This is a genomic window from Aeromonas sp. 602658, from assembly GCF_049173005.1.
Lineage (GTDB): Bacteria > Pseudomonadota > Gammaproteobacteria > Enterobacterales > Aeromonadaceae > Aeromonas > Aeromonas veronii_A.
In genome coordinates this window covers 317,460-342,345 of the sequence record NZ_JAAKRF010000002.1, presented here as the reverse complement: position 1 = coordinate 342,345, position 24,886 = coordinate 317,460, and the positions used below count along the sequence as shown (strand labels likewise).

Here is a 24,886-nt window from a genome sequence, read left to right as displayed (position 1 = left end):
CTCAATGAAAAAGCGCCTTCGGGCGCTTTTTCATGCTTCCAGATTGTACTTCTACACCAGTAAGCCCCACTTTGCGGTACAAAACTGGCATATCCGTATGCAAGGGTGTGTAATAGTCGTTTCTGTTTGGCGACGACTCGAAACCCCATGCAACTCAAACCCCTTCTCAAGGGGCGCTTTCAGCCCCACTGGCAGGCCAGCCATGATCTCATCGAACAGGTGGTCATCTCCTGCATCACGGAGCGGCGTCTGATCCCCGAGGGTGAGCCCCTGATGCGTCAGGGGGAGCTATTGCGGGATCTAGTGCTGGTGCCAAGCGGGCGCATCGCCATGGGCCACACCGCCATGAATGGCCGCCGCTTTCAGCTCGGCACCCTTGAGTGCGACAACCAGCTGTTTGGCGAGATGGAGTTCTTCACCGGCTACCGCTGCCAGCTCGACATCATCGCCGAGGAGCCGCTAGAAGTGGCCCGCATCGATGGCGAGCAGCTGGAACAGGCGCTGGTCGCCCACCCCAAGGTGGCGCTCTTCTTTGCCACCGCCATTGCCATCGACTATCAGGACACTGTGGATATCTTCACCTGCCGCATGCTCTACCCCATCAGCTACAACATCGCCCTCGACCTCTATCACAGCCACTGCCACGACAACCCGGTGAGCGGCTTTCGCAAGGGATATCAGGAGGCGGAACGCTTCGGCACCACGGATCGAGTCTACCGACGGGCGGTGAAGGAGCTGATGGATAAAGGACTGGTGGGGCGCGGCGAAGAGGGGTTGCAGATCCGCGATCTGGCTGGGCTCAAGGCCTTTCTGGAGCAGCCATAAGTCGCGGGCCTCAGTCGCCGACTGAATAGCAACAAGTGGAACAGCAACAAAAAAGAGGGGCGGTCAATACCGCCCCTCTTGCTGTTTACTCTCCCGCTAAGGCCAGACAAGGCTGGGGCCGGGCCATGCGCAGCGACGCCACCAGCATGGCGAGGATCACGCCGTAGATAAGCGGGATGGCGTACATCACCGCCTGCAGGCCGATCACCTGCTCGAACAGGGCGCTGATGGCCGGGCTGAACATGGCCCCCGCGCTGCCGCTGATGAGGATGTAGGAGACATTCTTGCTCGATGCCTGCCGCACAAACGACACCCCGTAGGCGATAAAGGCGTTGTAGAGCGCGGCGCAGACAAAGCCGTAACCATAGGTGAGGTAAGGCAGCTGGCTCAGGTTGTCGGTGGTGACGATAAGCGCCGTCATCCCCATCGCCAGGGTGATGATCACCAAGAGGAAGATGCTGATCGCAATGCGGGTTACAATGGCGGTCGAGACCAGCGCGCCGAGCAGGGCCGCCGTCCAGTATTGGGTGATGATATTGCCCGCCTCCTCGAAGGGGATGCCGAACTTGTTCTTCACGAACATGGGCGCCCAGGTGAGGAAGGTGTAGAGCGCCAACATGCCGAGAAAAAGCCCCAGCCCGCCGCTGATGATGCCGAGGTTCCACTCCGAGTGCTCGTTGCCGGCACTCTCGCCGCCCGCCTCGCAGCTGCGGAAATTGGTCAGCACCGCCACCAGCATGGTCGCCAGCGCCACCACACCCACCGCCAGATAGCTCCAGCTCCACACCATGGCGTGGGTCAGGGTGTAGGTAGTGATAAGCGGGAAGACCACCCCGGCCACGTTGAAGGTGGCATCCTGCACCACCAGCATGGTGCTCTGCATCCGCGCCTGCCAGACGCTCACCACCAGAGTCCCCGCAATGCAGAGCCCCACCCCGCCGCACAGGCCAATCACCGTCATGGCCGCCATCACCACATAGAGCGAGCCGGTCAGATGGAGCGAGGCCGCCGCCAGCGCGATCAGGCCGTAGCAGATCAGCGTCATTCGCTTGAGGCCCACCTTCTCGATCAGGAAGAAGGCGGCAATGGTGCCCGCCAGCGCTCCGCCGTTGAGCAGGGAGAAGATGGAGGCCACCTGATTGACGTCGGCGCCGAACTTGGCGGCGATGGGGTCGATCAGCATGCCGAACTGGGTCGCAAAACCGGCCATCACGAAGTTGGCCAGGAAGCTGATGGCAGTGAGGGAGAGCTTATTGTTCATATTGGATCTCTCTTGGGGTCAGGGTGCGTGCAAGGTTGGGCGGGCCGCGGCGCTTACAGCGCGGTGTGCAGCGCCAGCTCGATCATCTGGTTGAAGGAGAGTTGCCGCTCTTCGGCCGTGGTCTCTTCACCGGTCAGGCAGTGGTCAGAGACAGTCAGGATGGCGAGCGCCTCGATCCCCTGCTGATGGGCCAGCCCGTAGAGACCGGCCACCTCCATGTCGATACCGAGCACGCCGAACTTCTCCAGCGCCGGAATGAGGTTTTCGTCCGGATCGTAATAGAGGTCGCCGGTGAAGATATTGCCCACCTTGACCGGAATCGCCTTCTCCTGCGCCTTGGTAAAGGCCTTGTGCAGCAGGGCGAAGTCGGCCGAGGTGGCCATCTGGTAACCGGCGCTGCGCTTGGCGTTGGTCGGGGAGTCGGTGCCCGCCGCCTGCGCCAGAATGACGTCACGCATCTGCACGTGGCGCTGGGTCGCCCCCAGACTGCCGATGCGGATGATCCGCTTGACCCCGAAGTCGTTCACCAGCTCGTGGGCGTAGAGCACCATGGAGGGGATCCCCATGCCGTGGCCCATCACCGAGATGCGCTGGCCGTTGTAGTAGCCGGTGTAGCCCAGCATATTGCGCACATTGGTCACCTCGCGCGCATCGGTCAGAAAGGTCTCGGCGATATAGCGGGCCCGCAGCGGGTCCCCCGGCATGATGACGGTCTCGGCGAAATCGCCCGGGTTGGCATTGATATGAGCGGTCATTATTGTTGTGCTCCAGTTTGACTCGTGTGGATGAGGGCATCCTAGCCCCCGCCCCCTCGCCCCTTGCAGGACAAAAGTCCTGTTGCCCCGATCGAGATCCCAGTTCCGGCAACTTGTTGTCGCTACATCGCATACCGCATGCTTTTCGACGTTGCTTGCCAAGGCTTGCCCATCACAGCCACCCGCCATTCCCGACCTACCGGCATAAAAAAGCGGGAGGGTAACGGCCCTCCCGCTCGATAGACCCTGCAACTGACGCTGCGGGCCGATGGCATTGTTCACTCTGCCGGTTGACACGCAATGCCAGCCATGGGCTGGCTAGCTCAAATCATGCAGTGCCTTGCCAAGGGGCTGCGTGAGGCGCAGATCCGAAAAACGCACCGCCAACCCCTGTCGCTCGGGGGTGCAGCACATCACCCCGATAAAGCAACGTTCGCTTGGCGGAAACGGGGCTAGACGCAGCAACGGCCACACCTTGCCATCGGTGGAGTATTGCAGGCGCAGACAGTCCGCCAGCCGGGTCAGCCGCAGCCAGAAGCGGCGCGGATTGCCGGGGAAAATGCCGGTGGCCCAGTCAGAGCGCGGATTGGTCAGTACGCTGCCGATCATCGGCTGATCGTCGTTGTACTCGATCCCCGCCTTGAGCCAGTGCGCGTCGTCTTGCAGCAGCATCAGCCCCGCCTGATCGTAGAGGGTGGTGAACTCCCCCTCGACGCAGACCTGAAAGGTAAATTCCCCTGAAACATCACAACCATAGACATGGCCGCTGTGGCGCTCGAAGCCATACCAGGTGCTGCGCCAAAAATCGGTCTGCTTGTCCGTTACCACCAGCAAGCCGTCGCTTGTTTTGTGCCATTCGGCCGGTTCATTGAGCCAGAACCATTCAAGCCCTTCCCTCATCCTCTTTTGCTCCTGTTCTCGCCATGTTTCCCGTTGTCACCGGCCCATAACACTCGGGCGCGCTCATACTATCGCTGGCCATTCGGCCACGAGCCCCAGCTGCGAGCGGCCAACCAAAGGGACTCCATTGTGTCGCCATCATGACTGGCGAGCAAGCCGTTGGGGCCAACCTTGCAACCGATAGGCGATCGGGCAAGTAAAAGGGGGCCCCTATTGCACGACGATAAGACATCTCGATATGGGCTCGAGTCGACTAACAGGTGGTCGATAGAGGGGACGCTTCAAGCCCGCCAACATCAGATGGCATATCAGGCATCACACGAAACGAAAAAGCCCAAGCAATTTAATTGCTTGGGCTTGGTATGTGGCGGAGAGACAGGGATTCGAACCCTGGGTGGCATTGCTGCCACAATTGATTTCGAGTCAATCCCGTTCGGCCACTCCGGCATCTCTCCGTGGGATGAGATTTTTACCCAAGCTGGGCCGATGATGCAATAAAAATTTCTTAGATATCAAATGGCTGAATCAGCTATCTGGGAGCAGGCTCACAATGCTTCACGCACGGCCTGCGTTGCGAGGCCACTCTTGTATGGCTCTGTATCCACCCGCTCGCACACCCGGCCATTATCCACGTCGTGATATTCCCCCATTGCCATGAGGCGCCTCTTTTTCCTGCTTGGCACTCAAATTTATGGGTGATGCCGATTTTGGCTGGTTTCCTATGTATCCCCAAATCATTGCGGGTGCGCGGCAAGCTGGTAATCATGGGCTGATTGAGGAACAATCGCGCCATCCTGGCGGCTGTGTTGATGATGTTCCGCCCCGATTGAACTGATGGATCTCCTTATGCGATTGCCGAAACTCATGCCCCTCTCCATAACGCCCGCCCTTTCCCTGCTGCTGGCAGCGATCCTGCTCTGCGCCACGCCGGCAGAGGCCAAACGCTACCCGCTGCCACCTGCCGGGAGTCGCCTAATCGGTGAGCTGGAGGATTACATCATCCAGCAGAATGAACATCTGGAGCTGGTTGGCAAAAATACACAAATTGGATTTTTGGCGCTGCTTGAAGCAAATCCGGGTGTAGACCCCTATTTACCCAAGCCGGGCACCCGCTTGACGCTGCCCACCCAGATGCTGCTGCCTGATGTGCCTCGCGAGGGGATCGTCATCAATCTGCCCGAACTGCGCCTCTACTACTTCCCCAAAGGGAAGAGCGAGGTCATCGTGCTGCCCATCGGGATTGGCGATATCGGCCGCGAAACACCCGAGATGACCACCACCGTCATCGAGAAGAATCCCAACCCGACCTGGGTACCCGGCCCCATGGTGCGCAAATCCTGGCTGGAGCAAAAAGGGATCACCCTGCCCGCCGTGGTGCCCCCCGGCCCGGAGAATCCCCTCGGCAAGTTCGCCATGCGCCTTGGCTATGGCAAGCGCGACTACCTGATCCACGGCACCAACAAGGATTTTGGCGTCGGTCTGCGGGTAAGCGCAGGCTGCATCCGGCTGCGACCTGACGATATAGAGGCCCTGTTCAAGATTGTGCCGATTGGCACGCCGGTGCGGGTCATCAATCAACCGGTTAAGGTCGCCATCGAACCGGATGGTCGCCGCTGGCTGGAGGTACACTCCCCGCTCTCCCGCACCGAAGAGGAGCTTGAAAATGGCGCCCCGCTGGTGCTATCTCCGGCCATAGAGAGCTTTATCAGCGCACCTGACGTGATGCAGGATGAGGTGACGGCAGCGCTGGAGAGCAAAAACGGCCTGCCCCGCCCCATCAGCAGCCAGCTTGTCAGTGGTTAAGTCACCAGCGCCCGAGTCGCACCGGAGTCACCTTACCTCATGAAATTCCTTCCCCTCCTACTCCTGTTGGCCTGTCATTCCTTGTGGGCCAAGGACATCCTCTGGATGAGCAATGGCGACCGTCTGACCGGCAACATCGAGGAGGTGACCGAACAGTCGGTGCGCATCGCCCTGCCCTACAGCGGCGCAGTCACCGTCCAGCGAGAGGCCATCAAACGCTGGCGTATCGATAAAGAGGACAAACCCAAGGCGACGGCAAAGGGTGGGCTCAAGCTGTTCGAGGATGACCAGGATGAACGCAACGCCTGGCTCTGGACCGGCAGCGGCGATCTCAATGTCAAACTCAAACAGAATGACAAGCAGACCAACAACGTCAACCTCAAGTGGAAAAGCGAGCTGGCCAATCTGGACTGGCGTTACAGCTTCTCCGGTGAATATACCTATGAGACCGCTGACAACGTCACCGACAGCCATGATTATCAGCTCAACCCTACGCTGGACTACTTCTTCAACCAGCAGTGGTTCTTGCGTACCTCACTCGATGCCGAATATGACATGCTGGATAAAGATCGCTATCTCTACATGGACTATGGCTCGGGACCTGGCTATCGCTTCTGGAACGACAAACGCCGCCGACTGGAGCTGATGGCCCAAGGGGGGCTAAGCCGGCTCTACTTCCGTGAAGATAGCAAGATCACCGGCGTTTTTCTGGGTGAACGGGTCATTGACTACCCCTTCGCTGGCCTGAACTGGGATTATCGCCAACCTTTCTCCCTCTGGCAGGAGAAAATGGAACTGTTCAGCCAGGGGCGCTATCTGAAATATCTGGCACAACCCTCCCCCTATGTCACCCGTAATCAGGACCTGAAAGGCAGCATAGGGTTGCGCTACTACTTCAATGACCATCTGCGCCTCTCCTGGTCGAGTGAGCTGAATTGGGAAGATGCTGACATCCTTGTCGACACAGGCAGCCCAGACCCCCGGGAGAGCGAATTAAGACACCTGCTCAGCCTTGGCGTCAGTTTCTAGCCCCGGATCCCCAACACTCAAAGAGGAGCCAATTCGGCTCCTCTTTGCTTTAGGCAGACAGACTCGCTAGATCAGCCCCCAAGCGGCAATCTGGTAGATCCACACCATCGCCAGCAGTGTGCCGACCAATCCCATGATGACGCCGATGCGCACCATCTGGTGGCTCTCCACCAGACCGGTGGCGTGGGCCAGCGCATTGGGCGGGGTACTGATGGGCAGCGACATCCCGAGCGAAACAGAAATGGTGACCGCCAGGATCAGGGTATGACTACCACCCCACTCGGCCAGCTCCGGCATGCTGACCGCCAGTGCCGCCACCAGTGGCAGCAGCAGGTTGGCGGTTGCGGTGTTGGACATAAAGTTGGCCATCACCACCGCAAGCAGACAGGCGCCGACCAGCACCGCCAGCGTGGAGTATTCGTGGAACGGAATATGGGTGATGAGCCGCTCGGCCAACCCGGAGTCCTCCAGCGCCAGCCCCAGCGCGATACCGCCCGACACCAGCCAGAGCACATCGAGGGAGATCTTGTGCAGATCGTCCTTGGTGATGATGCCGGTGGTCAGGAACACTGCCACCGGGATCATGGCGACCACGTAGGAGCTCATGCCGTGCAGATCCCCCAGCAGCCAGAGTACTATGGTGGTGATAAAGGTGAGGTAGACCACCCAGGCGCGGGGGGTCTGCATAAAGCGCCCCTCAATCTTGAGATCCATCCGCTTGAGGGAACTCGGGAAGAAGCGCCCCAGCAGGAACCAGCCAAGCAGCAACAGCAACACCACAAAGGGCACCGCAAATCCCATCCACTGACCGAACGAGATGGCATGCTCGCCGCTCAGGTATTTGAGCGCCACAGCGTTGGGCGGGGTGCCGATGGGAGTGCCGATCCCGCCGAGGTTGGCCGCCAGCGGAATAGCCAGCACAAAGCCGATTTTGGCCGGGTCCTTGTCGGGAAACGCCGCCAGCACCGGGGTAAGGATAGCCAGCATCATGGCGGTGGTGGCGGTATTGCTCATAAACATCGAGAAGGTGGCGGTGATCAGCATCAGCCCCAGCATGACGATCCGGGGATCCTGACCGAACGGGCGCAGCAGCACCCGCGCCAGATTGACGTCCAGATGGTACTTGGTCGCCGCAATGGCGAGGAAAAACCCCCCGAGAAACAGCATGATAACCGGCGAGGCAAAGGTCGCCATCACCTCGGTGGACTTGAGCAGCTCACCAAAGCCCGGCTCAGCCTTGTCGGCTGTCATGAACCAGAGCCCCTTGTCGGAGAGCAGCAGCAGTTCCAGCACGATGATCAGCACCGAGGTAGCAAAGATAGGGATGGGCTCCAGGATCCAGCAGAGGGCGGCCAGCACGAAAATGGCCACGACCCGCTGCTCGATGACGGTGATCCCCTCCAGCGGGATCCAGTGGGTCGGGATTAGCAGGATAGTAAGGCTCAGCAGCAGTGGCAGAATAATCTTGTGATTGATGGGCACTATTGTCTCCAGGATCGGGAGTAAGGAGCCAATAGTGGCATAACATACTATCGCCTCACGCGGCTATCTCGCCAAAATGAGAGCTGGCTAACTGCACGGCGCACCGTTTTGTGAGTCATATCAAGCTGGGGTCGGCGCGCTATGGCTGACGCATCAACCCTTGCAACAAACAGGCAAAAAAACGGGCCCGCTGTTCGTTACACACGACAGCGGGCCCGTTTCACCATTCATGCCGATGAGGGGGCTCAGAAGTAGATGCGGGTCACCGACTCGATGACGCAACCCGGGCGGCGGATCCCTTCGATCTCAACCTTGATCTCTTTGAGCAGCTCCAGCCCACCCTTGATGGGGGTGACCCGGGCCAGCTTGGTGCGGGCGCGGATGTTGCTGTCCACCTTGATGGGGTACGGGAAACGTACCTGATCCAGCCCGAAGTTCACCACCATGCGGGCGGTCGGGAACTCGGGGGTGGCCTCATCGACCGAGCCGGTCAACTGCGGCAGCAGCGCCAGGGTCAGGAATCCGTGGGCGATGGTGGTCTTGAAAGGCGACTCGGCGGCCGCACGCTCCGGATCGGTGTGGATCCACTGGTGATCCCCGGTCACTGCAGCAAACTGATCGATCATCTGCTGGCTGACGTGCAGCCACTCGCCGACATGGGTCTCTTCACCAATGCGGGCTTGCAGGGCGGCATAGAGCTCGGCCGCCTCGGCCCCCAGCTCAACTGCGGGTTCCTGAGCGACGGCAGGCTGACCGTTGGCCACCCGTGCCACGGTTGCTGCATCCTGTTGCTGCTCGCTCTGGGTCTCGGTTTGCAAGTCCAGTACACGACCCAGCAAAGGGTGAAGATGTGCCTTTTGCTGAAACTCACGCCAGTAGTCGCGGATCGCCGGTGAGAGCCAATCCTTGAGCTCAAAGGGGTGCTGCGCCAAAATTTCGCGCTTGCGCTTCAGAAAATCGACAACTTTCATGTTCCGATCCCTATGTGATTCATTGCCTGTAAAGAGGTCTAACCAGTCCTATTTTATTAAAGTTTCAGCTGTAAGTGCAAAAAAATCTCGGCGTACACCTGTACCAAGGCGGAAGTAACTACTTACACCATGTAAACCAGCACGATCTGCCAATGAGGAAATCGATTGCCAAAGATGCCGCCAGCAGGGGAAATTCGCGGGGCTCATCATGAAAAAAGGCCCTCATCGGGCCTTGTGGTGGGGACTCAGCGCGCGCTCGACCAGCCGCGACGCAATCCCTCTTCATCCAGAAAGGACCAGGCGAGGATCCGGCTCACCTTGTTGCCCTGCGCCATGTCGATCACCCGTACCTGACGCGCCCCCACCCGGCTCAACGCCTTTTTCGCCCCCGGCAGGTTCTCTTTTTTCGACACCAGCGAGCTGAACCAGAGGCACTGAGTGGCAAACTCCTTGCTCTGGGCAATCATGTTGGCCAGAAACGCCGCCTCGCCCCCTTCGCACCAGAGCTCGGCCTTCTGGCCGCCAAAATTAAGCACAGGAGCGCCTGTCACCTCCTTGCCCAGATTGCGCAGCTTGCGCTCCGTCCCCTTGCTCGCCTCTTCCAGCGACGCGTGGAACGGCGGATTGCACAGCGTCAGGGCAAAGCGCTCCTTTGGCCCTATGATGCCGCGAAACACATGGTTGGGGTTGCCCTGCAGGCGACACTCAATCTGGTTGCCGAGTCCGTTGCTCTTGGCCAGCAGGGTGGCCGCCTTGACCGAGACCGGATCGATATCCGATCCCACAAAACGCCAGCCATATTCGCGGGCCCCCAGCAACGGATAGATGCAGTTTGCCCCCACCCCGATATCCAGCACCCTCACCCCCTTGCCGGTAGGGAGCTGGCCTGAGCTCTCGGCCAACAGGTCGGCCGCCCAGTGCAGGTAGTCCACCCGTCCCGGGATAGGCGGGCAGAGGTAACCGGCAGGCAAGTCCCAATGGGCAATCCCGTAGTGATGGGCCAGCAGGGCACGATTGAGAGTCTTCACTGCATCGGGATCGGCAAAATCGATGGTGCGGGTGCCGTAGTCATTGATAAAGACATGAGCGGCCAACTCGGGAGTTCGCAGGCAAAGCGCCTCAAAGTCGTAACCCGCCTGATGGCGATTACGGGAGTGAAGTCCGGATTTACGGTCGCCCGACTTGGGGCCACCGGCTGATGGGATGCGGGGTTTCATGCTGAGCCTGCCGAAGAAAACGGGCCCACACTATAGTGATTTGACTCGGGAAAGTCTAAACGACGGCAATAAAAAACCGAGCTATCGAGCCCGGTTCAAGTGAGGTTGGAAAAACAGTCCGTACTGCGAGCCGTTTGTCCAGCCTGACTCAGATATCGATCCGGCGAGCTTGCCAGAACTTGCTGCGCCAGTATTGGCTGTCCAGCTTGGAGCGGGTCACACCGGCTCGAGTCGAGGCGTGAATGAATTCGCCATTGCCGACATAGATACCAACGTGGTTGAGACGACGATTGATTTTGAAGAAGACCAGATCACCTTCGACCAGATCCTGCTTGGAAACGCGCGTCCCTTCGTGAACTTGGGAGCGGGTATCGCGGGGAAGTTCAATACCGACCGCATTGCGAAACACTTCACGGGCGAAGGCGGAACAATCGATACCACGTTCGGTTGTACCACCGTAGCGGTAAGGGGTACCGCGCCACTCTTTGTATACTGTCAGGATTTCATTCACATCGGGTGTCTGGGAAGCTTCCGGTTCGATGACAGGTTCAACCATGGAAACTTCGATCTTGCTCGCGACCTCGGGTTGGGGTGCCGAGGCACAACCCACCATTCCGAGCGCGACCAGCAGTAGCATCAGGTGGCGCAATCCTTTATCCCCGCTAAATAGTAAATCTTGTTAAAATACGGCCCCAAAGGGCAATTTATAAGGCAACAGCACCCGACTATATCCAAGAATTCTATCGAGGCAAGTGAAAATCCCTATCAAGCTCACATTTTTGCAAGGAAATGCACGATTGTTCATAATTAATGTGATCATGCCCAAACAATATACAATCGCAAAAAGGACCTTTGGCCTCATAGATAACTGGCTTTTATCCCTGCTTCAGCACCTTTTTAAAGTGAAAAATCATGATCGAAATCGATCTTTTTTTGTTAAAACCGGCCAGGGTATGCCAGGCACTGCTTGCTCAATTGCCTGAATGGTTGTCAACCGATGAGCTGCATATCTGGCAAACCATGACCCATCCTGAACGGCGTCAGGAATATCTGGTGAGCCGCGCCCTGCTGCGCCAGCTGTTGTCCGAGAGGCTGCAACGCCCTGCCGCCAGCCTGCAATTTTGCAACGGCCCCCACGGCAAGCCCCGACTGCATGATGATGCTTGGCAGTTCAATCTGAGCCACAGTGGCAGCTGGCTGGTGTTGGCGCTCTGCCCGCAGGGGCAGCTTGGGGTGGATATCGAACTGGGCAAACGGCGGCATCACCCCCTCCCCCTGGCCCGCCGGTTTTATGCACAGAGTGAATATGAGTGGCTCTGCGCGCTGCCTGCTCCAGAGCAGGAGAGTGCCTTCTACCGGCTCTGGTCACGCAAGGAGGCGGTACTGAAAGCCCACGGTGGCGGCATAGCAGCGGGGCTGGAGAAGGTGCGGTTTCTCCCGGATGAAGGGTGGCGACTCGACAACCGGTTGGATGACACCCCTTATCAGGTACAGGATTGGCCCTTTGCCAGCGGCTGGCTCAGTCTCGCGGCGGCGGCAACCCCCGTGACCTTTTACCGGCTTGATGAGCGCTTGAATTACCAGTCACTCAACCCCATGTTACTCAACACCCTTTCTGAAGAGTCCAACTCATGATCGTCGACATTACTCCCCAGAATTTTCACGCTGAACTGATCGATGCCTCCATGAAGAAGCCGGTCGTAATCTATTTCCATGCTCCGCAGATGCCGGAGTGTCAGGGGATGACACCGCTGATCGAATCACTGGTTGGGCCCGCCAATGAGCAGGTCACCCTGGCCAAGGTGGATATGAACGATCCCCAGTTGCAACCGCTCGCCAGCCAGCTCGGCCTGCGCGCCCTACCCGCATTGGTGCTGTTCCATCAGGGTCGCCCTGACGAACAGGGGATCATCGAAGGGCCGCAGGATGAAGCCACCCTGCGCCAGTATTTCGCCGCCTTCACCCCCAAAGAAGAGGAAGAGTTGCTGGCCAAGGGGCAACAGGCACTGGCTGACGAGCAGCCCAGCATCGCCTATGCCCATCTGACCAAGGCACACCAGCTGGCCCCTGAACGTCACGACATCAGCCTGTGGCTCATTCAGGCCGCACTCGACCTCAACCTGCTGGATGAAGCGCAGGAGCGCCTCGGCACCATCCCGATGGTGGCACAGGAAAGTCACTTCCATACCCTGAGCTCACGACTGGCGCTGGCCCTGCAAGCGGCAGACAGCCCGGAACTGCGCGCGCTGGAAGCCCGTCATGCAGAACAGCCTGATGATTTTGGTCTGGCACAAGAACTTGCTGTGCAATACAACCAGGCCGGCCGTCAGGAAGAGGCATTGGAACTGCTGCTGGCGATCCTCAAACGGGACTTGGCATTCGGCGAAGCCAGAAAGACCTATCTCGATATTCTCGCCACTATGGGTAACACACCACAGGCACAGAGCTACCGTCGCAAACTCTATAGTCTGCTCTACTGATCGGAATCGAACTGGCTGGTAATGATGGGGGAGTGCCGGGAGACCGGCATGACCTCATGGGTCAAGTACGAAGAAGGTACTGTGGGAATAAGGTGCTGTGGGAATAGTGGAGATACTGTGAATTTCAGGCAAAAAAAAATGGCGCAAAACTGCGCCATTTTTTTCGCATGGATTACTTCTTGTAGGAAGTAGCCATGTTGTCGATGCGCTGGTTAGCACGCATAGCTTCTTGCTTGGCTTCGGCAACATCAGCAGCGATTTTGGACTGATCAGCACGAACTGCGCTAACATCTTGAGCCAGTTGGTCAACTTTGTTAGACAGATTCTGAACGGAAGTTTCCAGTTCGCTGGTGTTTGCACAACCGCCCAGCAGAGCGGACAGACCAACAACACCTACCAACAACAATTTTTTCATTTTTAAAGCTCCCTTGAACTCGCCAGACGTTTAGCAAGCGGCGTGATTATGGCACAAAAAAATCCTACTTTGCATAGTCCCCACCACAGATAAATGCATTAAAACCCTCATTTTTTTTTGAATGAACAGTTTTTGTCCAGATTCGTCTAAAAAATGAGTGCCGTGTGGTGGGGGCACGGACAAAGGTTAACCAAATTTTTGCCTTATTACAATTTCGTATGAGGCTCAGGCTGTACGTTCTGACAACAATTGACGATATTGCACCAGATCCTCGATGGTCAGCACCGGCATCCGGTGCTTGCGACCGAACGCAACCAGGTCTGGCAGACGCGCCATCGAGCCATCTTCTTTGGTCAATTCACACAACACACCAAACGGTTTGAGGCCAGCCAGCTGCATCAGATCGACCGTCGCTTCGGTATGACCACGGCGGGTAAGCACCCCACCGGTTCGCGCCCGCAACGGGAAAACATGACCCGGGCGGTGCAGATCACCCGGTTTGGCGCCGTCTGCGATGGCTGCACGGATGGTGGTGATGCGATCAGCCGCCGAGACACCGGTCGTGACCCCCTGCGCCGCTTCGATGGTCACGGTAAAGGCGGTCTGGTAGTGGCTGGAGTTGGCCTCCACCATCATCGGCAGTTCGAGCTGGCGAACCCGCTCGTCGGGCAGGCAGAGGCAGACGATGCCGGAGCACTCGCGGATCATCAACGCCATCTGTTCATTGGTCATGGATTCGGCGGCGAAAATGAGGTCGCCCTCGTTCTCCCGATCTTCATCATCGGCCACCAGCACGCCGCCTCCGGCACGCAAGGCAGACAGCGCCGCTTCGACACGGGCAACGGGCTCACCGAATTCACTGAGTAGAGACTGATTCATGGTAAAACTCCTAAACAAGACAAGGACCAGAATCAGGGCATGGAAAGGCAGACAGAGACGGGCATGCAGCGGCCAGCCCACAAGGGCCAACGCGGCAAGGTCTGTCTTATCCTCTTTCATCCGGACTATGACCGTCGGCTCCGGCATCTCACCGGATCTGCTGACCCCGACCCGGCAATCAGCCAAGTCGGGCGCTCGCGGGCTCCCCGAGTCAATCGGGATACCGCCGGTGGGGAATTGCACCCCGCCCTGAGAATAAGCGCAGACAGCCTAAAGAAAAACGGTTGCAGATACCAGCCAAAATACCCCGCAGGCTGAAAAGCGTTTCAACATTGCGCTCGGGATCCCGCTCTGCGGCCCGCTCGCCAGCGCGAAAGACCATGACTGGCGAATTTCTTTATGGCTCGGATCGGTTTATGGCATAGTTCCCGAAACAAAAACACAGGGCCCGAAAAGAGAGCCTGAACAACGCTGCCGGCGCAGACAGCAGCGCCAACACCACAAACGGAAAATGACAGAGATGGAAAAGAAAATACTGCTCACGGATTGCCCGGATGCCAAAGGGCTCATCGCCAAGATCACCAACATCTGCTACAAGCACCAGCTCAACATCATCAAGAACGATGAGTTTGTGGATCACGAGAATGGCCGCTTCTTCATGCGTACCGAGCTGGAGGGGCGCTTCAACGACGAGACCCTGCTTGCCGACCTCGATGACGCCCTGCCCACCGGCGCCCAGCGTCGTCTGGTCAAGGCGGGCAAGAAGCGTATCGTCATTCTGGTCACCAAAGAGACCCACTGCCTCGGCGATATTCTGATGAAGAACTACGCGGGCGCGCTGGATATGGATATCGTCGCGGTGATCGGCAACTACGATACCCTGGCCGAGCTCACCGGCAAGTTCAATATTCCGTTCCACACCGTCAGCCATGGCGAGCTGAGCCGTACCGAGCATGAAGAGCAGGTGCGCGCCATTATCGACAGCTATGAGCCTGACTATGTGATCCTGGCCAAGTACATGCGGGTGCTGACCCCGAGCTTCGTCGAGGCCTATCCGCGCAAGATCCTCAACATCCACCACTCCTTCCTGCCCGCCTTCATCGGTGCCCGCCCCTACCGGCAGGCGTTTGATCGCGGCGTCAAGCTGATCGGCGCCACCGCCCACTTCGTGACCGACGATCTGGATGAAGGCCCCATCGTCGAGCAGGACGTGATCCACGTCGGTCACGCCTTCAGTGCGGACGACATGGCCAAGGCGGGTCGGGATGTGGAGAAATCGGTGCTGAGCCGCGCGCTGGAGCTGGTACTGAACGAGCGGGTGTTCGTCTACGGCAACAAGACGGTGGTCTTCAAGTAATCCGCCCACATGACTCGTATGCAAACGCCAGAAACAACAACGGCTCCCGTGGGAGCCGTTGTTGTTTCTGCGCCGAGTGTCAGAGCGGCAGATCGTTTACCGTCACCGCCCCCTTCTCCAGCTTCAGCTCGGAGGTCAGCGCTTGCTTGTCGGCCTTCAGATAACCCATCAGGGTCAGCTGATCAAGCATGGGGGCCAGTTGCGGCACCGCCTTGCCCAACTTGTCGCTGAGGCTGGCATGCAGCACGCCGGAGAGGGCCTGCATCCCCGCGTCGCTGTTGAACAGCTGCTCCAGCGAGGTGGAGGCCAACTTCACGTCCCCCTTCATGGTCACCGCCTCACCGTTGAGCTTGGCGCTGAGATCGGCCAGTTCAAGGGTCGCGCCACGTTTGAGCATCTTGTCCAGCGCCTGCTGGATAGCGGCATCTTCAACTCCCTTGCCACCTGCGGCCTGCAGCCCCTGATACCCTTCCAGATCCAGACCGTTGAGGTTGAGCGCCAACTTGCTGTCGGTCACCGCCAGGGTGTCGGTCTCGTTCTCCAGATCCAGCTTGGCAATCTTCATCTGATAGCTGCTGGAGAGGGTCTGGGCATCATCGCCGCTAAGACGGGTCTCGGTCGTCATCCCCTGTAGAGCAACCCGGACACTGTCAGGCAGTTGCAAAGTGAGGGCGGAGAGACTCATCTCGCTCTGTGGCGAAAGAAAGACGCCGCTGATCTCGGCGACATCGGCACTCCCTTTCAGGTCGGCCAGCACCAGATCCATCTTGCTCTGCTCTTCGTGAACTGTCATCCCCTGCCAGGTCATGGTGAGGTGACCACTGCCCTCCAGATTGCCGTGAAATTCGCCGTTCAGAGGCAGGAAACTGAACTCGTCCAGCCCCTGTTTTACCTTGAATTCATTGGCCCAGAAGCGGCTGCTGTTGGCTTGGGTCCAGAGGCTGGTTGCCGACTCCAGACCAAGTTGCCACTGCTCCATACCCAGTGCGGTGAAAACCGGCGCCAAGCTGCCATTATGGGTATCGAGCAGGAAGTGGCTCTTGATGTAGAGCGGCAGTATCCTGCTCTTGACCACCAGTTGTAACTCGATGGGCTGACTGCCCTCCAGCTCGCTATCGATGGAGGCCAGCTCCTCGGGGGTGATCACCACCTTCAAGATGCCATCACGGGTAAAGAGGTTACTGCTTCCCGGCAGCCACTGCATGTCGATGCCGGTTTCGTGTTCCACCTTGGCGATCTGCTCCGCCATGATATTGTCGAAACTGCTGCCCGTGTACCAGCACGCGGCCAGACCACCACCAACCAGTGCCGCACCCACGGCGAGGGCCACTATCTTTTTCATATATCCATGTGTCTCCAGGGAGTTGTCACTGCACTCTACGGGGCGGACTCGGGGCTAGGCAAGTCCAATCAGATGGCGAGTCCACTTTCTTGCGGCTCGCCACAACATCACAGCAAGGGGCTGAAGAGATAGAAGATGTTCTCCATCGCCTTCTTGTACCAGGGGCGGGCCTGCCATTGGGCCAGGGTCATCGGGGTGGCTTCCGCCATATAGCCCTGTACCAGCCGGGTCATCTGGGCCACGAACGAGGGGTTATCCACCAGCAGGGTCACCTCGAAGTTGAGCCAGAGGCTGCGCCGATCCAGATTGACCGTCCCCACCAGCGCGAAGTCATCATCCACCAGCACGCTCTTGGTATGGAGCAGACCGGCATCGTAGCGGTAGATCTCCACCCCGGCCGCCAGCAGCTCCTCCATAAAGGCGTTGCAGGCGTAATTGGCCATGATGGAGTCGTTGCGTGCCGGCAACACCAGCTGCACCTGCACCCCGCGCGCCGCCGCCGAACTGAGTGCGGCCGCCAGCGGATCGTCGGGCACAAAGTAAGGGGTCGTCAGCACCAGATGGCTGCGCGCCTGATAGATGGCCAGCAGCAGGCTCTGCTGGATGCAGTCGCCGCCGACGAAGGGGCCGGACGGGATCAGCTGGGCGCGGTAGTTGGTCTGGGGCCAGGCTTCCGGCTCATGCTGCAGACTGTCGAGCAGCCGCTCGCCGGTCTCCATCTCCCAGTCCCAGACAAAGATCGACCACATCAGCGGCACCATGGGCCCCTGCACCCGGATCATGATGTCGACCCACTGGCCGACCCCGGCATCCTGCTTGAAAAAACGGGGATCCACCATGTTCATGGAGCCGGTATAGCCGACCTTGTCATCGATCACCACCAACTTGCGGTGCATTCGCAAATCCTGCCGCTGGAACGGAATGCGCCAGGCGCCGACCGGCAGCACCTCCACCAGCTTGACCCCCGCCTTGCGCAGCTTTTTCGGCCACCCGGAGCGGAAGAAGTGCTTGCTGCCCACCGAATCGAGCAACAAACGACAATCCACGCCGCGCAGCGCGACTTCCATCAGTGCTTCACACACCTCGTCGGCATCACCGCCGGGGTGCCAGATATAGAACTCCAGATAGCATGAGAGCGTCGAGCGGCGAATATCCTGAGCAATCTCATGCAGGATCTGGTCGGGTTGGCTGAGCAGAGTCATCCGGTTACCGGAGAGCATGGGCATGGCCAACCGCCCCTGGATCAGATCGTGCAATGGTTGGGCCTTTTCCCCCACCTCGCAGCAATGCTGTGGGAAAAGGCGGGCCAACTGACGAATCCAGATAGCGTAAGGGCGATACATGGCCTGTGCCCGCTCGGCGCGGCGGCGCCCCAACTTGATTTCACCAAACAGCAAGTAAAAGCCGACGCCGGCAAACGGAATGGCGTAGATCAGCGCCAGCCAGGCCAGCGACACCCCGATGGGGCGGCGTTTCATCACTACCCGAAACGACACACCCGCGACGATAACGGTATGAAAAAGCAGTAGCAGCCAGCCCAGAAAGCGGGAGAACAGCAGGTGGAGATCATGTTCCAGACCGTTTAGCAACGGTAACTCCTTTTCATCAACAAACAGTGGTCGGCAGATCCTGCCAGTCAGGAATGGTATGCTGTAAGGCAAATCCATTCTATCAGGTTGCCCCCATGATTCTGCAATCCATGCTGCTCAGCCTGGCCATGCTAGGTCAAGGCTCATATGACATCAATGAGCAGCAGATCAATCAGTACCTGCAATCCCAGGTGCAAGTCGACAAACAGCTGGAGCTGCCCGGCATCATAAAGGCCCATGTGAAGCTGGAGCAGAGCGATGTCCAGATTGGCCGTCAACAGCCAGACACCGCCCGAGTCTATGGCAAGGGCAAGCTCAAGATCGCCCTGCCCGACAATACCGAATATGACGCCCGCCTGCAGATGACCTATGAGGCAAGACCCCGCTATGACAAGAGCCAGAGCGCGCTGTTTCTCGACAACATGAAACTGGTGGAGTACAAGCTGGAACCGGAGGCGGCAGAGAGAAAGTTCGGCATGATGCTCGGTATGCTGCTGCAGAGCATGGAGAAGCGTCTTGAGAGCAAACCGGTTTACCGACTGGATGACAAGGATCCGCAACAAGCCTGGCTGAAAGAAAACCTGCTGGGGCTGGAGCTGTCACCGGGCAAAATCCACCTGCTGACCAGACCCCGCTAGCCCGCTCAATTCAGGAGGGGCTGGCTGGTATCCCGTACCAGCAGCTCCACCTGATAACCCTGCTGCTGCTGTTGCTCATAAAGGGAGAAGAGTGACCCGCTCAATTGGTTGAGGGAGATATCGGCAAAACCGGCCTTGAGATAGAAGGGTTTCTCGAAAGGCAGTACCTGACAGACTACCGGTTTGTCCTCCAGACCGTGACAGGCGTGCTGCAACAGCCGTGAACCCAATCCCAGCGACTGGTAGTGAGGCAACAGACGAAAGCCGCACAGATGATAAAACTCCTCCTCGTCCCGCAAGCGAACCGCCCCTACCAGCCAGTGAGCATCACGTACGACAAAGACCCGCTCTGCCAGATCTGGCACATAGTGGGAAAAAGTCGTCTCGTAATAGTCCTTGATGAGAGAGAGATCGGCGTCACAGTACTCCTCGAAGATGAGTTCCATCGCCAGCATTCCTGACACAAAAAATTCCTTTATAATCAGTAGATAAGATAGATTTAGACTAACTAGCCAGACCAGCTTACACCAGCAAGATAGCATGCCTTTTATTAACAAAAAAGCGAACATGCTAGAGCACTTCCCTAAGACGCTTATGACCATTGGCTACCGGAAAATTCCACCTTTTAGCGCCTCTCCTGGCCATACTCCGGCATCCCCCCGTCCTTCGGTCAAATCCCCCCTCCACTTCACAACTCCCTGTTTGTACGCTTGTTCTGCACTCGCCATGGTGCTTTACTCAACATGATGATCTAGGGAAGGAGTGTGACGGTTGAAAGCATGGATGCTGGCAGGCCAGATGGTGTTGATCCCCTTGAGTGGATGGAGCCAGACGCCCCCTCCCGCGGAGGTGGTCTTCCTGACCGCAGCCCCCTCTCCCTTGCGCCCGGTCAATCATGCTGCGCCCGCCCCACAACCCGAAACCGCTCAAACGGCGGCAACCGCCGCTGGCGGCAAGAAGCAGATCCAGGTCTATAAATCGGTGCAGCAAAACGGGGTAGTACGTTACTCCGATATGGCGCCCGAACAGGGCCATTACGAACTGCTGCTGTTCAACGACTGCTTCGCCTGCGACCCCAAATCCAGCGTCAACTGGCAGACCACAGGACTGTTTCTCTATGACTATGCCAGCACCATCAAGGCAGCAGCAAAGACCTATCAGGTTGAGCCTGCGCTGATCCGAGCGCTCATTCACGCCGAATCGGCTTTCAATCCACTGGCGGTCTCCCGCAAGGGGGCGATGGGGCTGACCCAGCTAATGCCTGCCACGGCGCGGGAGCTGGGGGTCGGCAATGCCCTGCTGGCGGAACAGAATATTTTCGGCGGGGTGAAATACCTAGCGGGACTGCTCAAGCAGTATGACGGCAACATTGCGCTGGCGACCGCGGCCTACAACGCCGGGGCGGGCGCCGTACAAAAACATGGCGGCATCCCACCCTATGCGGAAACGCGCGCTTATGTGGAGCGCGTCCAGTTGCTCCATCAGCGCTACAAAGAGATGCTGCAGGCCAAGGGACTCTGACGTTTGGCTTGGTGAGTTCTCTTATCTCACTCCTCCAGAAACAAAAAACACGCCCTCAGGCGTGTCGATACCACACTTTGTTTCGCAAATGATTACTTCTGCTCCGTCGCCACCAGGCGATAAGCCAGCGCACCCAGAATGGCACCGACAATCGGGGCAACCCAGAACAACCACAGCTGGCTGACCGCCCAGTCACCGACAAACAGCGCAACGCCGGTACTGCGGGCCGGGTTGACCGAGGTATTGGTCACCGGAATGCTCACCAGATGGATCAGGGTCAGGCACAGGCCGATGGCAACCGGAGCAAGCACAGCTGGCGCACGGCTGTCGGTAGCGCCCATGATGACGAACAGGAAGAAGCCGGTCATCACAGCTTCGCACACCAGTGCCGCCATCATGCTGTAGCCGCCCGGAGAGTGCTCACCGTAGCCGTTGGAGGCAAAGCCGGCGGAGAGATCAAAACCGGCCTGGCCACTGGCAATCACATAGAGTACAGCAGCACCGGCAATTGCCCCCAGCACCTGAGCCACGATGTAAGAGAGCACGCCGGAAGCAGGAAAACGACCGCCAGCCCACAGACCGATGGTGACGGCCGGGTTGAGATGGCAACCGGAGATATGGCCGATGGCATAGGCCATGGTCAGCACGGTCAGGCCGAATGCCAGCGATACGCCCAAGAGGCCGATCCCCACATGGGGGAAGGCTGCAGCCAGCACGGCACTGCCACAACCTCCCAATACCAGCCAGAAGGTTCCCAAAAACTCTGCTGCAACAGGTTTCACTGTATGTCTCCCGATAAGATGAGATAAAAAGGCCCGCAAAGGGGCCATGCGTTAACACGCGCAGCATTATGGGAGCAGCAATAGCCGATGCGAACCCGGTTACCAGTCGCCAGAAAACGTGACTCAAGTCACAATTGGTTGATTAATAGAGATATTTATCAGTAGCAAGCCACACAGAGGCTGTTGCCAACAAGGAGCCTCATGCGACAACTTATGACTCCAAAGGCCTGTTCTGTCTATTTGTTGATCAACAATTCAGGGCCACACCAGCGGATCACTTGATCGGCGAAAATCGGCTGACCACCTGACCCTGATGCTCAATCCACTCCATGAACATGGCGACTGGACGGGCATAGACGGCGCCATCCTGTTCCGACTGATAGATCACCAGCTGCTCGCCTGTCTCGGTATGGCTGGCCAGGGTCAGCACCTGATAGTAGCCCCCCTTGAAGTGACGATAGCGACCGGGCGTGGGTGTATGCATGGGATACCTCTGCAGATAGAACAGGACGGGAAAGGGGAAATATGCGCTGGCCAGTGCCAGTTGTATCAGCTTTTTCTCGTCGGAAATGACGATGAAGAGGCTTTTTTACACAAGCCAATCGTGCCAGAGAGCGTGAAGATTTCAACACAGTAGAGTAGCTTTGTTAATCACTCCCCCATCTTTCACTGGTGAACCTTGCCAAGCACAAACGATCGTGCTGAATTTAACCTTTTAATAACTCTGTTTTGGGGCTAAAAATCAGGAATATCTACTAAAAAGAAGATTGTTCTAGCATTCAATTCTGTGAAGAATAGGGGAAAAGATATTTGATACTAAAAACCGCCTTTTTCGCCAACGCGTCCCTGTGGGGAAGGAATCACTGTCACCATGTTCACAATCGACAAGTCGCACAAGCTCGACGATGTCTGCTATGACATCCGCGGCCCGGTGCATAAAGAAGCTCGCCGTCTCGAAGACGAAGGCCACCGCATTCTCAAGCTCAACATCGGTAACCCGGCCCCGTTCGGCTTTGATGCGCCGGAAGAGATCATCAAGGATGTGATCCTCAACATGCCGCTGAGCCAGGGCTACTGCGACTCCAAGGGGCTCTTCTCTGCCCGCAAGGCGGTGATGCAGTACTACCAGCAAAAAGGGATGCGCAAGGTCGATATCGATGACATCTATATCGGCAACGGCGCCAGCGAGCTGATCGTGATGGCGATGCAGGCGCTGCTCAACAACGGCGACGAGATGCTGGTGCCCTCCCCCGACTACCCGCTCTGGACTGCTGCCGTCACTCTCTCCGGTGGCCATGCGGTGCACTATCGCTGCGACGAAGGGGCTGACTGGTATCCGGACCTCGACGACATCCGCGCCCGCATCACCCCGCGCACCCGCGGCCTGGTGCTGATCAACCCCAACAACCCGACCGGTGCTGTCTACGGCAGCGAGTTCCTGCTGGAGGTGATCGAGATCGCCCGCCAGCACAACCTCATCATCTTCGCCGACGAGATCTACGACAAGATCCTCTACGACGATATCTCCCACACCAGCGTCTGCACCCTGTGCGACGATGTGATGGTGGTGACCTTCAACGGCCTCTCCAAGGCCTACCGTGCCTGCGGCTTCCGTCAGGGCTGGATGGTCATCACCGGTCCCAAGGGCCGTGCCCGCGGTTATATCGAAGGGCTGGAGATGCTGGCCTCCATGCGGCTGTGTGCCAACGTGCCGATGCAGCACGCCATCCAGACTGCACTCGGCGGCTATCAGAGCATCAACGAGCTGATCCTGCCGGGCGGCCGCCTGCGCAAGCAGCGGGACAAGGCGTGGGAGCTCTTGAACGAGATCCCCGGGGTCTCCTGCGTCAAACCCAAGGGGGCGCTCTACATGTTCCCGCGCCTTGATCCCAAGGTGTATGACATCCGCGACGATCAGAAGATGGTGTTCGACCTGCTGCAACAGGAGAAGCTGCTGCTGGTACAGGGCACCGGCTTCAACTGGCCGGCGCCGGATCACTTCCGGCTGGTGTTTCTGCCCCGCGAAGAGGAGCTGGAGGATGCCATCGGCCGCCTCGCCCGCTTCCTCAAGGGCTACAAGCAGTAAGTAAGGCTCATGAAAAAGGCTCCCGCGGGAGCCTTTTTGTTATCTGTGGTTTTATCCGTGCCATCAGCCGTGCAGCAGGGCACCGGCCACCAGCACCGCCATGGTGATGAGGGCTACGCCGATGATAAAGGGCAGCACCCAGCGCACGAAGCGATCGTAGGGGATCTTGGCGAGCGCCAGCCCCGCCACCAGATGGGCGGCGGTAGGGGCGAACAGGTTGATCCAGCCGGAGGCGGACTGATAGGCGGTGATCACCAGATCCCGGGAGATGCCGGAGAAGTCAGCCAGCGGCCCCATCAGCGGCATGGAGACAGTCGCCAGCCCCGAGGTGGAGGGGATAAAGAAGCTCAGGATGATGTGCACCAGATAGGCCATCAGGATGAAGACCGATGAGGGGAGTCCGGTCACCAGCCCTTCGGCCCAGTGCAAAATGGTGTCGATGATGACGCCCTGCTCCATCACCACATAGATGCCACGCGCCACCGCCACTACCAGCGCTACCCCGATGAGATCCCGAGCGCCGCTCAAGAAGGTCGCCACATAGTTGGACTCCGGCATCCGGTTGATCAGAGCAATCAGGATGGAGGCACTGAAGAACAGGGTCGAGAGCTCGTCAAACCACCAGCCAAAGGTGGGCAGCAGATCGATCCCCAAATCGGACCAGGGCACCACCGCATAGATCATCAGCAGGAAGGTGCCGAAGAAGACCAGCATGGTGAGCTTCTGCTTGCCGGTGAAGGCGAGGTTGCCGCTCTTCATCTGGGAGAACTCGTCGTCATAGGCGATGTCGGCCAGCACGGAGCGGGACTTGTCCTGCTGCACCTGCTTGGCATAACGCATCACGTACCAGGAGGCAAAGATCACCAGCAGCAGCCACTGGATGACCCGCAAACCGATCCCCTCGCCGATGGGGATACCGGCAAAACCGGAAGCAATGCCGGTGGCAAACGGGTTGACGGTGGAGGCGAGCACCCCGACCCCGGAGCCGAGCAGGATAATCCCCGCCGCCACCATGCGATCGAAGCCCGCCGCGATCATCACCGGCACGATCAGCGCCCAGAAGGCTACCGTCTCCTCCGCCATGCCGAAGGTGGAGCCGCCGAGGGCAAACAAGGCGATCAACACAGGAATTAGCAGCCGCTCACGCCCGGCAAAGCCGCGCACGATGGCTCCCACCCCGGCATCCAGTGCCCCGCTCTGCATGGTCACCGCGAGAAAACCACCGATGATGAGCACGAACAGCGCCACGTCAGCCGCCTTGTGAAAGCCCTGAATAGGGGCCTTGAGCACCTCGAATACCCCCTGCGGATGAGAGGGCAACTCGGTGTAGCTGCCGGGCACCGGCAACAGTCGCTCATCGCCGCTGTAGTCAGCCACGGCCGCGGCCGCCACCGGCTGCTGGGTCTTGGCAGTCACATAGTTGTATTTGCCCGCCGGCAGCACCCAGGTGAGGGCGGCCATCAGGGCGATGATGATAAAAAGCAGGGTATAGACAGTGGGGAGTTGGCGCTTTTTGGGCGCTTCATTTGGAGTGGTCATAGCTTCCGTACCTCG

General features: G+C 58.5%; 24 protein-coding genes, 1 tRNA gene and 1 riboswitch. Of the genes, 9 read left to right on the top strand and 16 right to left on the bottom strand.

Annotation, left to right across the window (positions count from 1 at the left end; translation table 11 throughout):
• Nucleotides 1-147: 147 nt before the first annotated feature.
• Nucleotides 148-825, top strand: a complete 678-nt coding sequence (locus G5253_RS03915) for a Crp/Fnr family transcriptional regulator (protein ID WP_266134486.1) — start codon at nucleotides 148-150, stop codon at nucleotides 823-825.
• A gap of 85 nt (nucleotides 826-910) precedes the next feature.
• Here G5253_RS03915 and tsgA read toward each other — a convergent pair whose 3' ends face one another.
• The 4 genes from tsgA to G5253_RS03895 form a co-directional block, all read right to left on the bottom strand.
• A complete protein-coding gene (gene tsgA / locus G5253_RS03910; RefSeq protein ID WP_266134487.1) occupies nucleotides 911-2,086 on the bottom strand; it encodes an MFS transporter TsgA in 1,176 nt (391 codons plus the stop codon).
• 53 nt (nucleotides 2,087-2,139) lie between these two features.
• Nucleotides 2,140-2,841: a purine-nucleoside phosphorylase gene (gene deoD, locus G5253_RS03905; protein ID WP_005303072.1), complete on the bottom strand. Its 702-nt coding sequence runs from the start codon at nucleotides 2,839-2,841 to the stop codon at nucleotides 2,140-2,142.
• Between the two features lie 318 nt (nucleotides 2,842-3,159).
• Nucleotides 3,160-3,741, bottom strand: a complete 582-nt coding sequence (locus G5253_RS03900) for a DUF1349 domain-containing protein (protein ID WP_266134488.1) — start codon at nucleotides 3,739-3,741, stop codon at nucleotides 3,160-3,162.
• A gap of 365 nt (nucleotides 3,742-4,106) precedes the next feature.
• Nucleotides 4,107-4,196: transfer RNA gene (locus tag G5253_RS03895), tRNA-Ser, on the bottom strand.
• Between the two features lie 391 nt (nucleotides 4,197-4,587).
• Here G5253_RS03895 and G5253_RS03890 point away from each other — a divergent pair.
• The gene (locus G5253_RS03890; protein WP_227340957.1) at nucleotides 4,588-5,544 is read left to right on the top strand and encodes a L,D-transpeptidase family protein; all 957 of its coding nucleotides are present in this window, start codon (nucleotides 4,588-4,590) and stop codon (nucleotides 5,542-5,544) included.
• Between the two features lie 39 nt (nucleotides 5,545-5,583).
• Nucleotides 5,584-6,573 (top strand): DUF481 domain-containing protein, encoded by a 990-nt coding sequence (locus tag G5253_RS03885; protein ID WP_266134489.1) that lies wholly within the window; start codon nucleotides 5,584-5,586, stop codon nucleotides 6,571-6,573.
• 66 nt (nucleotides 6,574-6,639) lie between these two features.
• Here the strand turns inward: G5253_RS03885 and G5253_RS03880 are convergent, their stop codons facing one another.
• From G5253_RS03880 to G5253_RS03865, 4 genes are all read right to left on the bottom strand, one after another.
• Nucleotides 6,640-8,055: an SLC13 family permease gene (locus G5253_RS03880; protein WP_266134490.1), complete on the bottom strand. Its 1,416-nt coding sequence runs from the start codon at nucleotides 8,053-8,055 to the stop codon at nucleotides 6,640-6,642.
• Nucleotides 8,056-8,300: 245 nt separating this feature from the next.
• Nucleotides 8,301-9,026 (bottom strand): MaoC family dehydratase, encoded by a 726-nt coding sequence (locus tag G5253_RS03875; protein ID WP_204483864.1) that lies wholly within the window; start codon nucleotides 9,024-9,026, stop codon nucleotides 8,301-8,303.
• Nucleotides 9,027-9,271: 245 nt separating this feature from the next.
• Nucleotides 9,272-10,243 (bottom strand): 23S rRNA (adenine(1618)-N(6))-methyltransferase RlmF, encoded by a 972-nt coding sequence (rlmF, locus tag G5253_RS03870; protein ID WP_266134491.1) that lies wholly within the window; start codon nucleotides 10,241-10,243, stop codon nucleotides 9,272-9,274.
• A 148-nt stretch (nucleotides 10,244-10,391) separates the two neighbouring features.
• The gene (locus G5253_RS03865) at nucleotides 10,392-10,880 is read right to left on the bottom strand and encodes a C40 family peptidase (RefSeq protein WP_227340959.1); all 489 of its coding nucleotides are present in this window, start codon (nucleotides 10,878-10,880) and stop codon (nucleotides 10,392-10,394) included.
• A 275-nt stretch (nucleotides 10,881-11,155) separates the two neighbouring features.
• Here G5253_RS03865 and G5253_RS03860 point away from each other — a divergent pair, with 275 nt between their 5' ends.
• Together G5253_RS03860 and G5253_RS03855 are read left to right on the top strand one after the other, a co-directional pair.
• The gene (locus G5253_RS03860) at nucleotides 11,156-11,878 is read left to right on the top strand and encodes a 4'-phosphopantetheinyl transferase family protein (RefSeq protein ID WP_227340960.1); all 723 of its coding nucleotides are present in this window, start codon (nucleotides 11,156-11,158) and stop codon (nucleotides 11,876-11,878) included.
• Nucleotides 11,875-12,723 (top strand): tetratricopeptide repeat protein, encoded by an 849-nt coding sequence (locus tag G5253_RS03855; protein ID WP_227340961.1) that lies wholly within the window; start codon nucleotides 11,875-11,877, stop codon nucleotides 12,721-12,723. Before G5253_RS03860 ends, G5253_RS03855 begins: the two co-directional genes overlap by 4 nt.
• 172 nt (nucleotides 12,724-12,895) lie before the next feature.
• Here G5253_RS03855 and G5253_RS03850 read toward each other — a convergent pair whose 3' ends face one another.
• Together G5253_RS03850 and ribB are read right to left on the bottom strand one after the other, a co-directional pair.
• On the bottom strand, nucleotides 12,896-13,138 hold the full coding sequence (locus G5253_RS03850; protein ID WP_005334342.1) for an Lpp/OprI family alanine-zipper lipoprotein: 243 nt from the start codon (nucleotides 13,136-13,138) through the stop codon (nucleotides 12,896-12,898).
• A gap of 225 nt (nucleotides 13,139-13,363) precedes the next feature.
• Nucleotides 13,364-14,017: a 3,4-dihydroxy-2-butanone-4-phosphate synthase gene (ribB, locus tag G5253_RS03845; RefSeq protein ID WP_266134492.1), complete on the bottom strand. Its 654-nt coding sequence runs from the start codon at nucleotides 14,015-14,017 to the stop codon at nucleotides 13,364-13,366.
• A gap of 104 nt (nucleotides 14,018-14,121) precedes the next feature.
• Nucleotides 14,122-14,278: riboswitch (FMN riboswitch) on the bottom strand.
• A 259-nt stretch (nucleotides 14,279-14,537) separates the two neighbouring features.
• Here ribB and purU point away from each other — a divergent pair.
• Nucleotides 14,538-15,374 carry a formyltetrahydrofolate deformylase gene (purU, locus tag G5253_RS03840; protein ID WP_245095283.1) on the top strand — a complete coding sequence of 279 codons (837 nt, stop codon included), beginning with the start codon at nucleotides 14,538-14,540 and terminating at the stop codon, nucleotides 15,372-15,374.
• A gap of 79 nt (nucleotides 15,375-15,453) precedes the next feature.
• Here purU and G5253_RS03835 read toward each other — a convergent pair whose 3' ends face one another.
• Both G5253_RS03835 and cls read right to left on the bottom strand, forming a co-directional pair.
• On the bottom strand, nucleotides 15,454-16,716 hold the full coding sequence (locus G5253_RS03835; protein WP_266134493.1) for a DUF945 family protein: 1,263 nt from the start codon (nucleotides 16,714-16,716) through the stop codon (nucleotides 15,454-15,456).
• 107 nt (nucleotides 16,717-16,823) lie between these two features.
• Nucleotides 16,824-18,305, bottom strand: a complete 1,482-nt coding sequence (cls, locus tag G5253_RS03830; protein WP_266134494.1) for a cardiolipin synthase — start codon at nucleotides 18,303-18,305, stop codon at nucleotides 16,824-16,826.
• Nucleotides 18,306-18,400: 95 nt separating this feature from the next.
• Here cls and G5253_RS03825 point away from each other — a divergent pair, with 95 nt between their 5' ends.
• Nucleotides 18,401-18,943, top strand: coding sequence for a DUF1439 domain-containing protein (locus G5253_RS03825; RefSeq protein ID WP_005344183.1), 543 nt, complete (start codon nucleotides 18,401-18,403; stop codon nucleotides 18,941-18,943).
• 5 nt (nucleotides 18,944-18,948) lie between these two features.
• On the opposite strand, the gene G5253_RS03820 is transcribed toward G5253_RS03825, so the two are convergent.
• A complete protein-coding gene (locus G5253_RS03820) occupies nucleotides 18,949-19,389 on the bottom strand; it encodes a GNAT family N-acetyltransferase (protein ID WP_266134531.1) in 441 nt (146 codons plus the stop codon).
• A 325-nt stretch (nucleotides 19,390-19,714) separates the two neighbouring features.
• On the opposite strand from G5253_RS03820, the gene G5253_RS03815 reads away from it, so the two are divergent.
• Nucleotides 19,715-20,464, top strand: a complete 750-nt coding sequence (locus G5253_RS03815; RefSeq protein WP_410170577.1) for a lytic transglycosylase domain-containing protein — start codon at nucleotides 19,715-19,717, stop codon at nucleotides 20,462-20,464.
• Between the two features lie 92 nt (nucleotides 20,465-20,556).
• On the opposite strand, the gene aqpZ is transcribed toward G5253_RS03815, so the two are convergent.
• Both aqpZ and G5253_RS03805 read right to left on the bottom strand, forming a co-directional pair.
• Complete coding sequence (gene aqpZ, locus G5253_RS03810) at nucleotides 20,557-21,246, bottom strand: aquaporin Z (protein ID WP_266134495.1); 690 nt, start codon at nucleotides 21,244-21,246, stop codon at nucleotides 20,557-20,559.
• A gap of 274 nt (nucleotides 21,247-21,520) precedes the next feature.
• Nucleotides 21,521-21,730, bottom strand: coding sequence for a DUF1653 domain-containing protein (locus G5253_RS03805; protein ID WP_266134496.1), 210 nt, complete (start codon nucleotides 21,728-21,730; stop codon nucleotides 21,521-21,523).
• Between the two features lie 387 nt (nucleotides 21,731-22,117).
• On the opposite strand from G5253_RS03805, the gene G5253_RS03800 reads away from it, so the two are divergent.
• Nucleotides 22,118-23,332, top strand: a complete 1,215-nt coding sequence (locus tag G5253_RS03800; protein ID WP_005334367.1) for a pyridoxal phosphate-dependent aminotransferase — start codon at nucleotides 22,118-22,120, stop codon at nucleotides 23,330-23,332.
• Between the two features lie 63 nt (nucleotides 23,333-23,395).
• On the opposite strand, the gene G5253_RS03795 is transcribed toward G5253_RS03800, so the two are convergent.
• Nucleotides 23,396-24,871, bottom strand: coding sequence for a YfcC family protein (locus G5253_RS03795; protein WP_266134497.1), 1,476 nt, complete (start codon nucleotides 24,869-24,871; stop codon nucleotides 23,396-23,398).
• Between the last annotated feature and the right edge of the window lie 15 nt (nucleotides 24,872-24,886).

Bases quoted from the DNA above. Each gene is read 5' to 3' on its own strand.
- deoD (WP_005303072.1), bottom strand. From the start codon at position 2,841: ATGACCGCTCATATCAATGCCAACCCGGGCGATTTCGCCGAGACCGTC.
- G5253_RS03885 (WP_266134489.1), top strand. From the start codon at position 5,584: ATGAAATTCCTTCCCCTCCTACTCCTGTTGGCCTGTCATTCCTTGTGG.
- G5253_RS03805 (WP_266134496.1), bottom strand. From the start codon at position 21,730: ATGCATACACCCACGCCCGGTCGCTATCGTCACTTCAAGGGGGGCTAC.
- G5253_RS03835 (WP_266134493.1), bottom strand. From the start codon at position 16,716: ATGAAAAAGATAGTGGCCCTCGCCGTGGGTGCGGCACTGGTTGGTGGT.
- ribB (WP_266134492.1), bottom strand. From the start codon at position 14,017: ATGAATCAGTCTCTACTCAGTGAATTCGGTGAGCCCGTTGCCCGTGTC.
- G5253_RS03850 (WP_005334342.1), bottom strand. From the start codon at position 13,138: ATGAAAAAATTGTTGTTGGTAGGTGTTGTTGGTCTGTCCGCTCTGCTG.
- G5253_RS03825 (WP_005344183.1), top strand. From the start codon at position 18,401: ATGATTCTGCAATCCATGCTGCTCAGCCTGGCCATGCTAGGTCAAGGC.
- G5253_RS03855 (WP_227340961.1), top strand. From the start codon at position 11,875: ATGATCGTCGACATTACTCCCCAGAATTTTCACGCTGAACTGATCGAT.
- G5253_RS03860 (WP_227340960.1), top strand. From the start codon at position 11,156: ATGATCGAAATCGATCTTTTTTTGTTAAAACCGGCCAGGGTATGCCAG.
- G5253_RS03865 (WP_227340959.1), bottom strand. From the start codon at position 10,880: ATGCTACTGCTGGTCGCGCTCGGAATGGTGGGTTGTGCCTCGGCACCC.
- G5253_RS03915 (WP_266134486.1), top strand. From the start codon at position 148: ATGCAACTCAAACCCCTTCTCAAGGGGCGCTTTCAGCCCCACTGGCAG.
- G5253_RS03800 (WP_005334367.1), top strand. From the start codon at position 22,118: ATGTTCACAATCGACAAGTCGCACAAGCTCGACGATGTCTGCTATGAC.
- purU (WP_245095283.1), top strand. From the start codon at position 14,538: ATGGAAAAGAAAATACTGCTCACGGATTGCCCGGATGCCAAAGGGCTC.
- tsgA (WP_266134487.1), bottom strand. From the start codon at position 2,086: ATGAACAATAAGCTCTCCCTCACTGCCATCAGCTTCCTGGCCAACTTC.
- G5253_RS03900 (WP_266134488.1), bottom strand. From the start codon at position 3,741: ATGAGGGAAGGGCTTGAATGGTTCTGGCTCAATGAACCGGCCGAATGG.
- G5253_RS03890 (WP_227340957.1), top strand. From the start codon at position 4,588: ATGCGATTGCCGAAACTCATGCCCCTCTCCATAACGCCCGCCCTTTCC.
- G5253_RS03795 (WP_266134497.1), bottom strand. From the start codon at position 24,871: ATGACCACTCCAAATGAAGCGCCCAAAAAGCGCCAACTCCCCACTGTC.
- rlmF (WP_266134491.1), bottom strand. From the start codon at position 10,243: ATGAAACCCCGCATCCCATCAGCCGGTGGCCCCAAGTCGGGCGACCGT.
- G5253_RS03820 (WP_266134531.1), bottom strand. From the start codon at position 19,389: ATGGAACTCATCTTCGAGGAGTACTGTGACGCCGATCTCTCTCTCATC.
- G5253_RS03875 (WP_204483864.1), bottom strand. From the start codon at position 9,026: ATGAAAGTTGTCGATTTTCTGAAGCGCAAGCGCGAAATTTTGGCGCAG.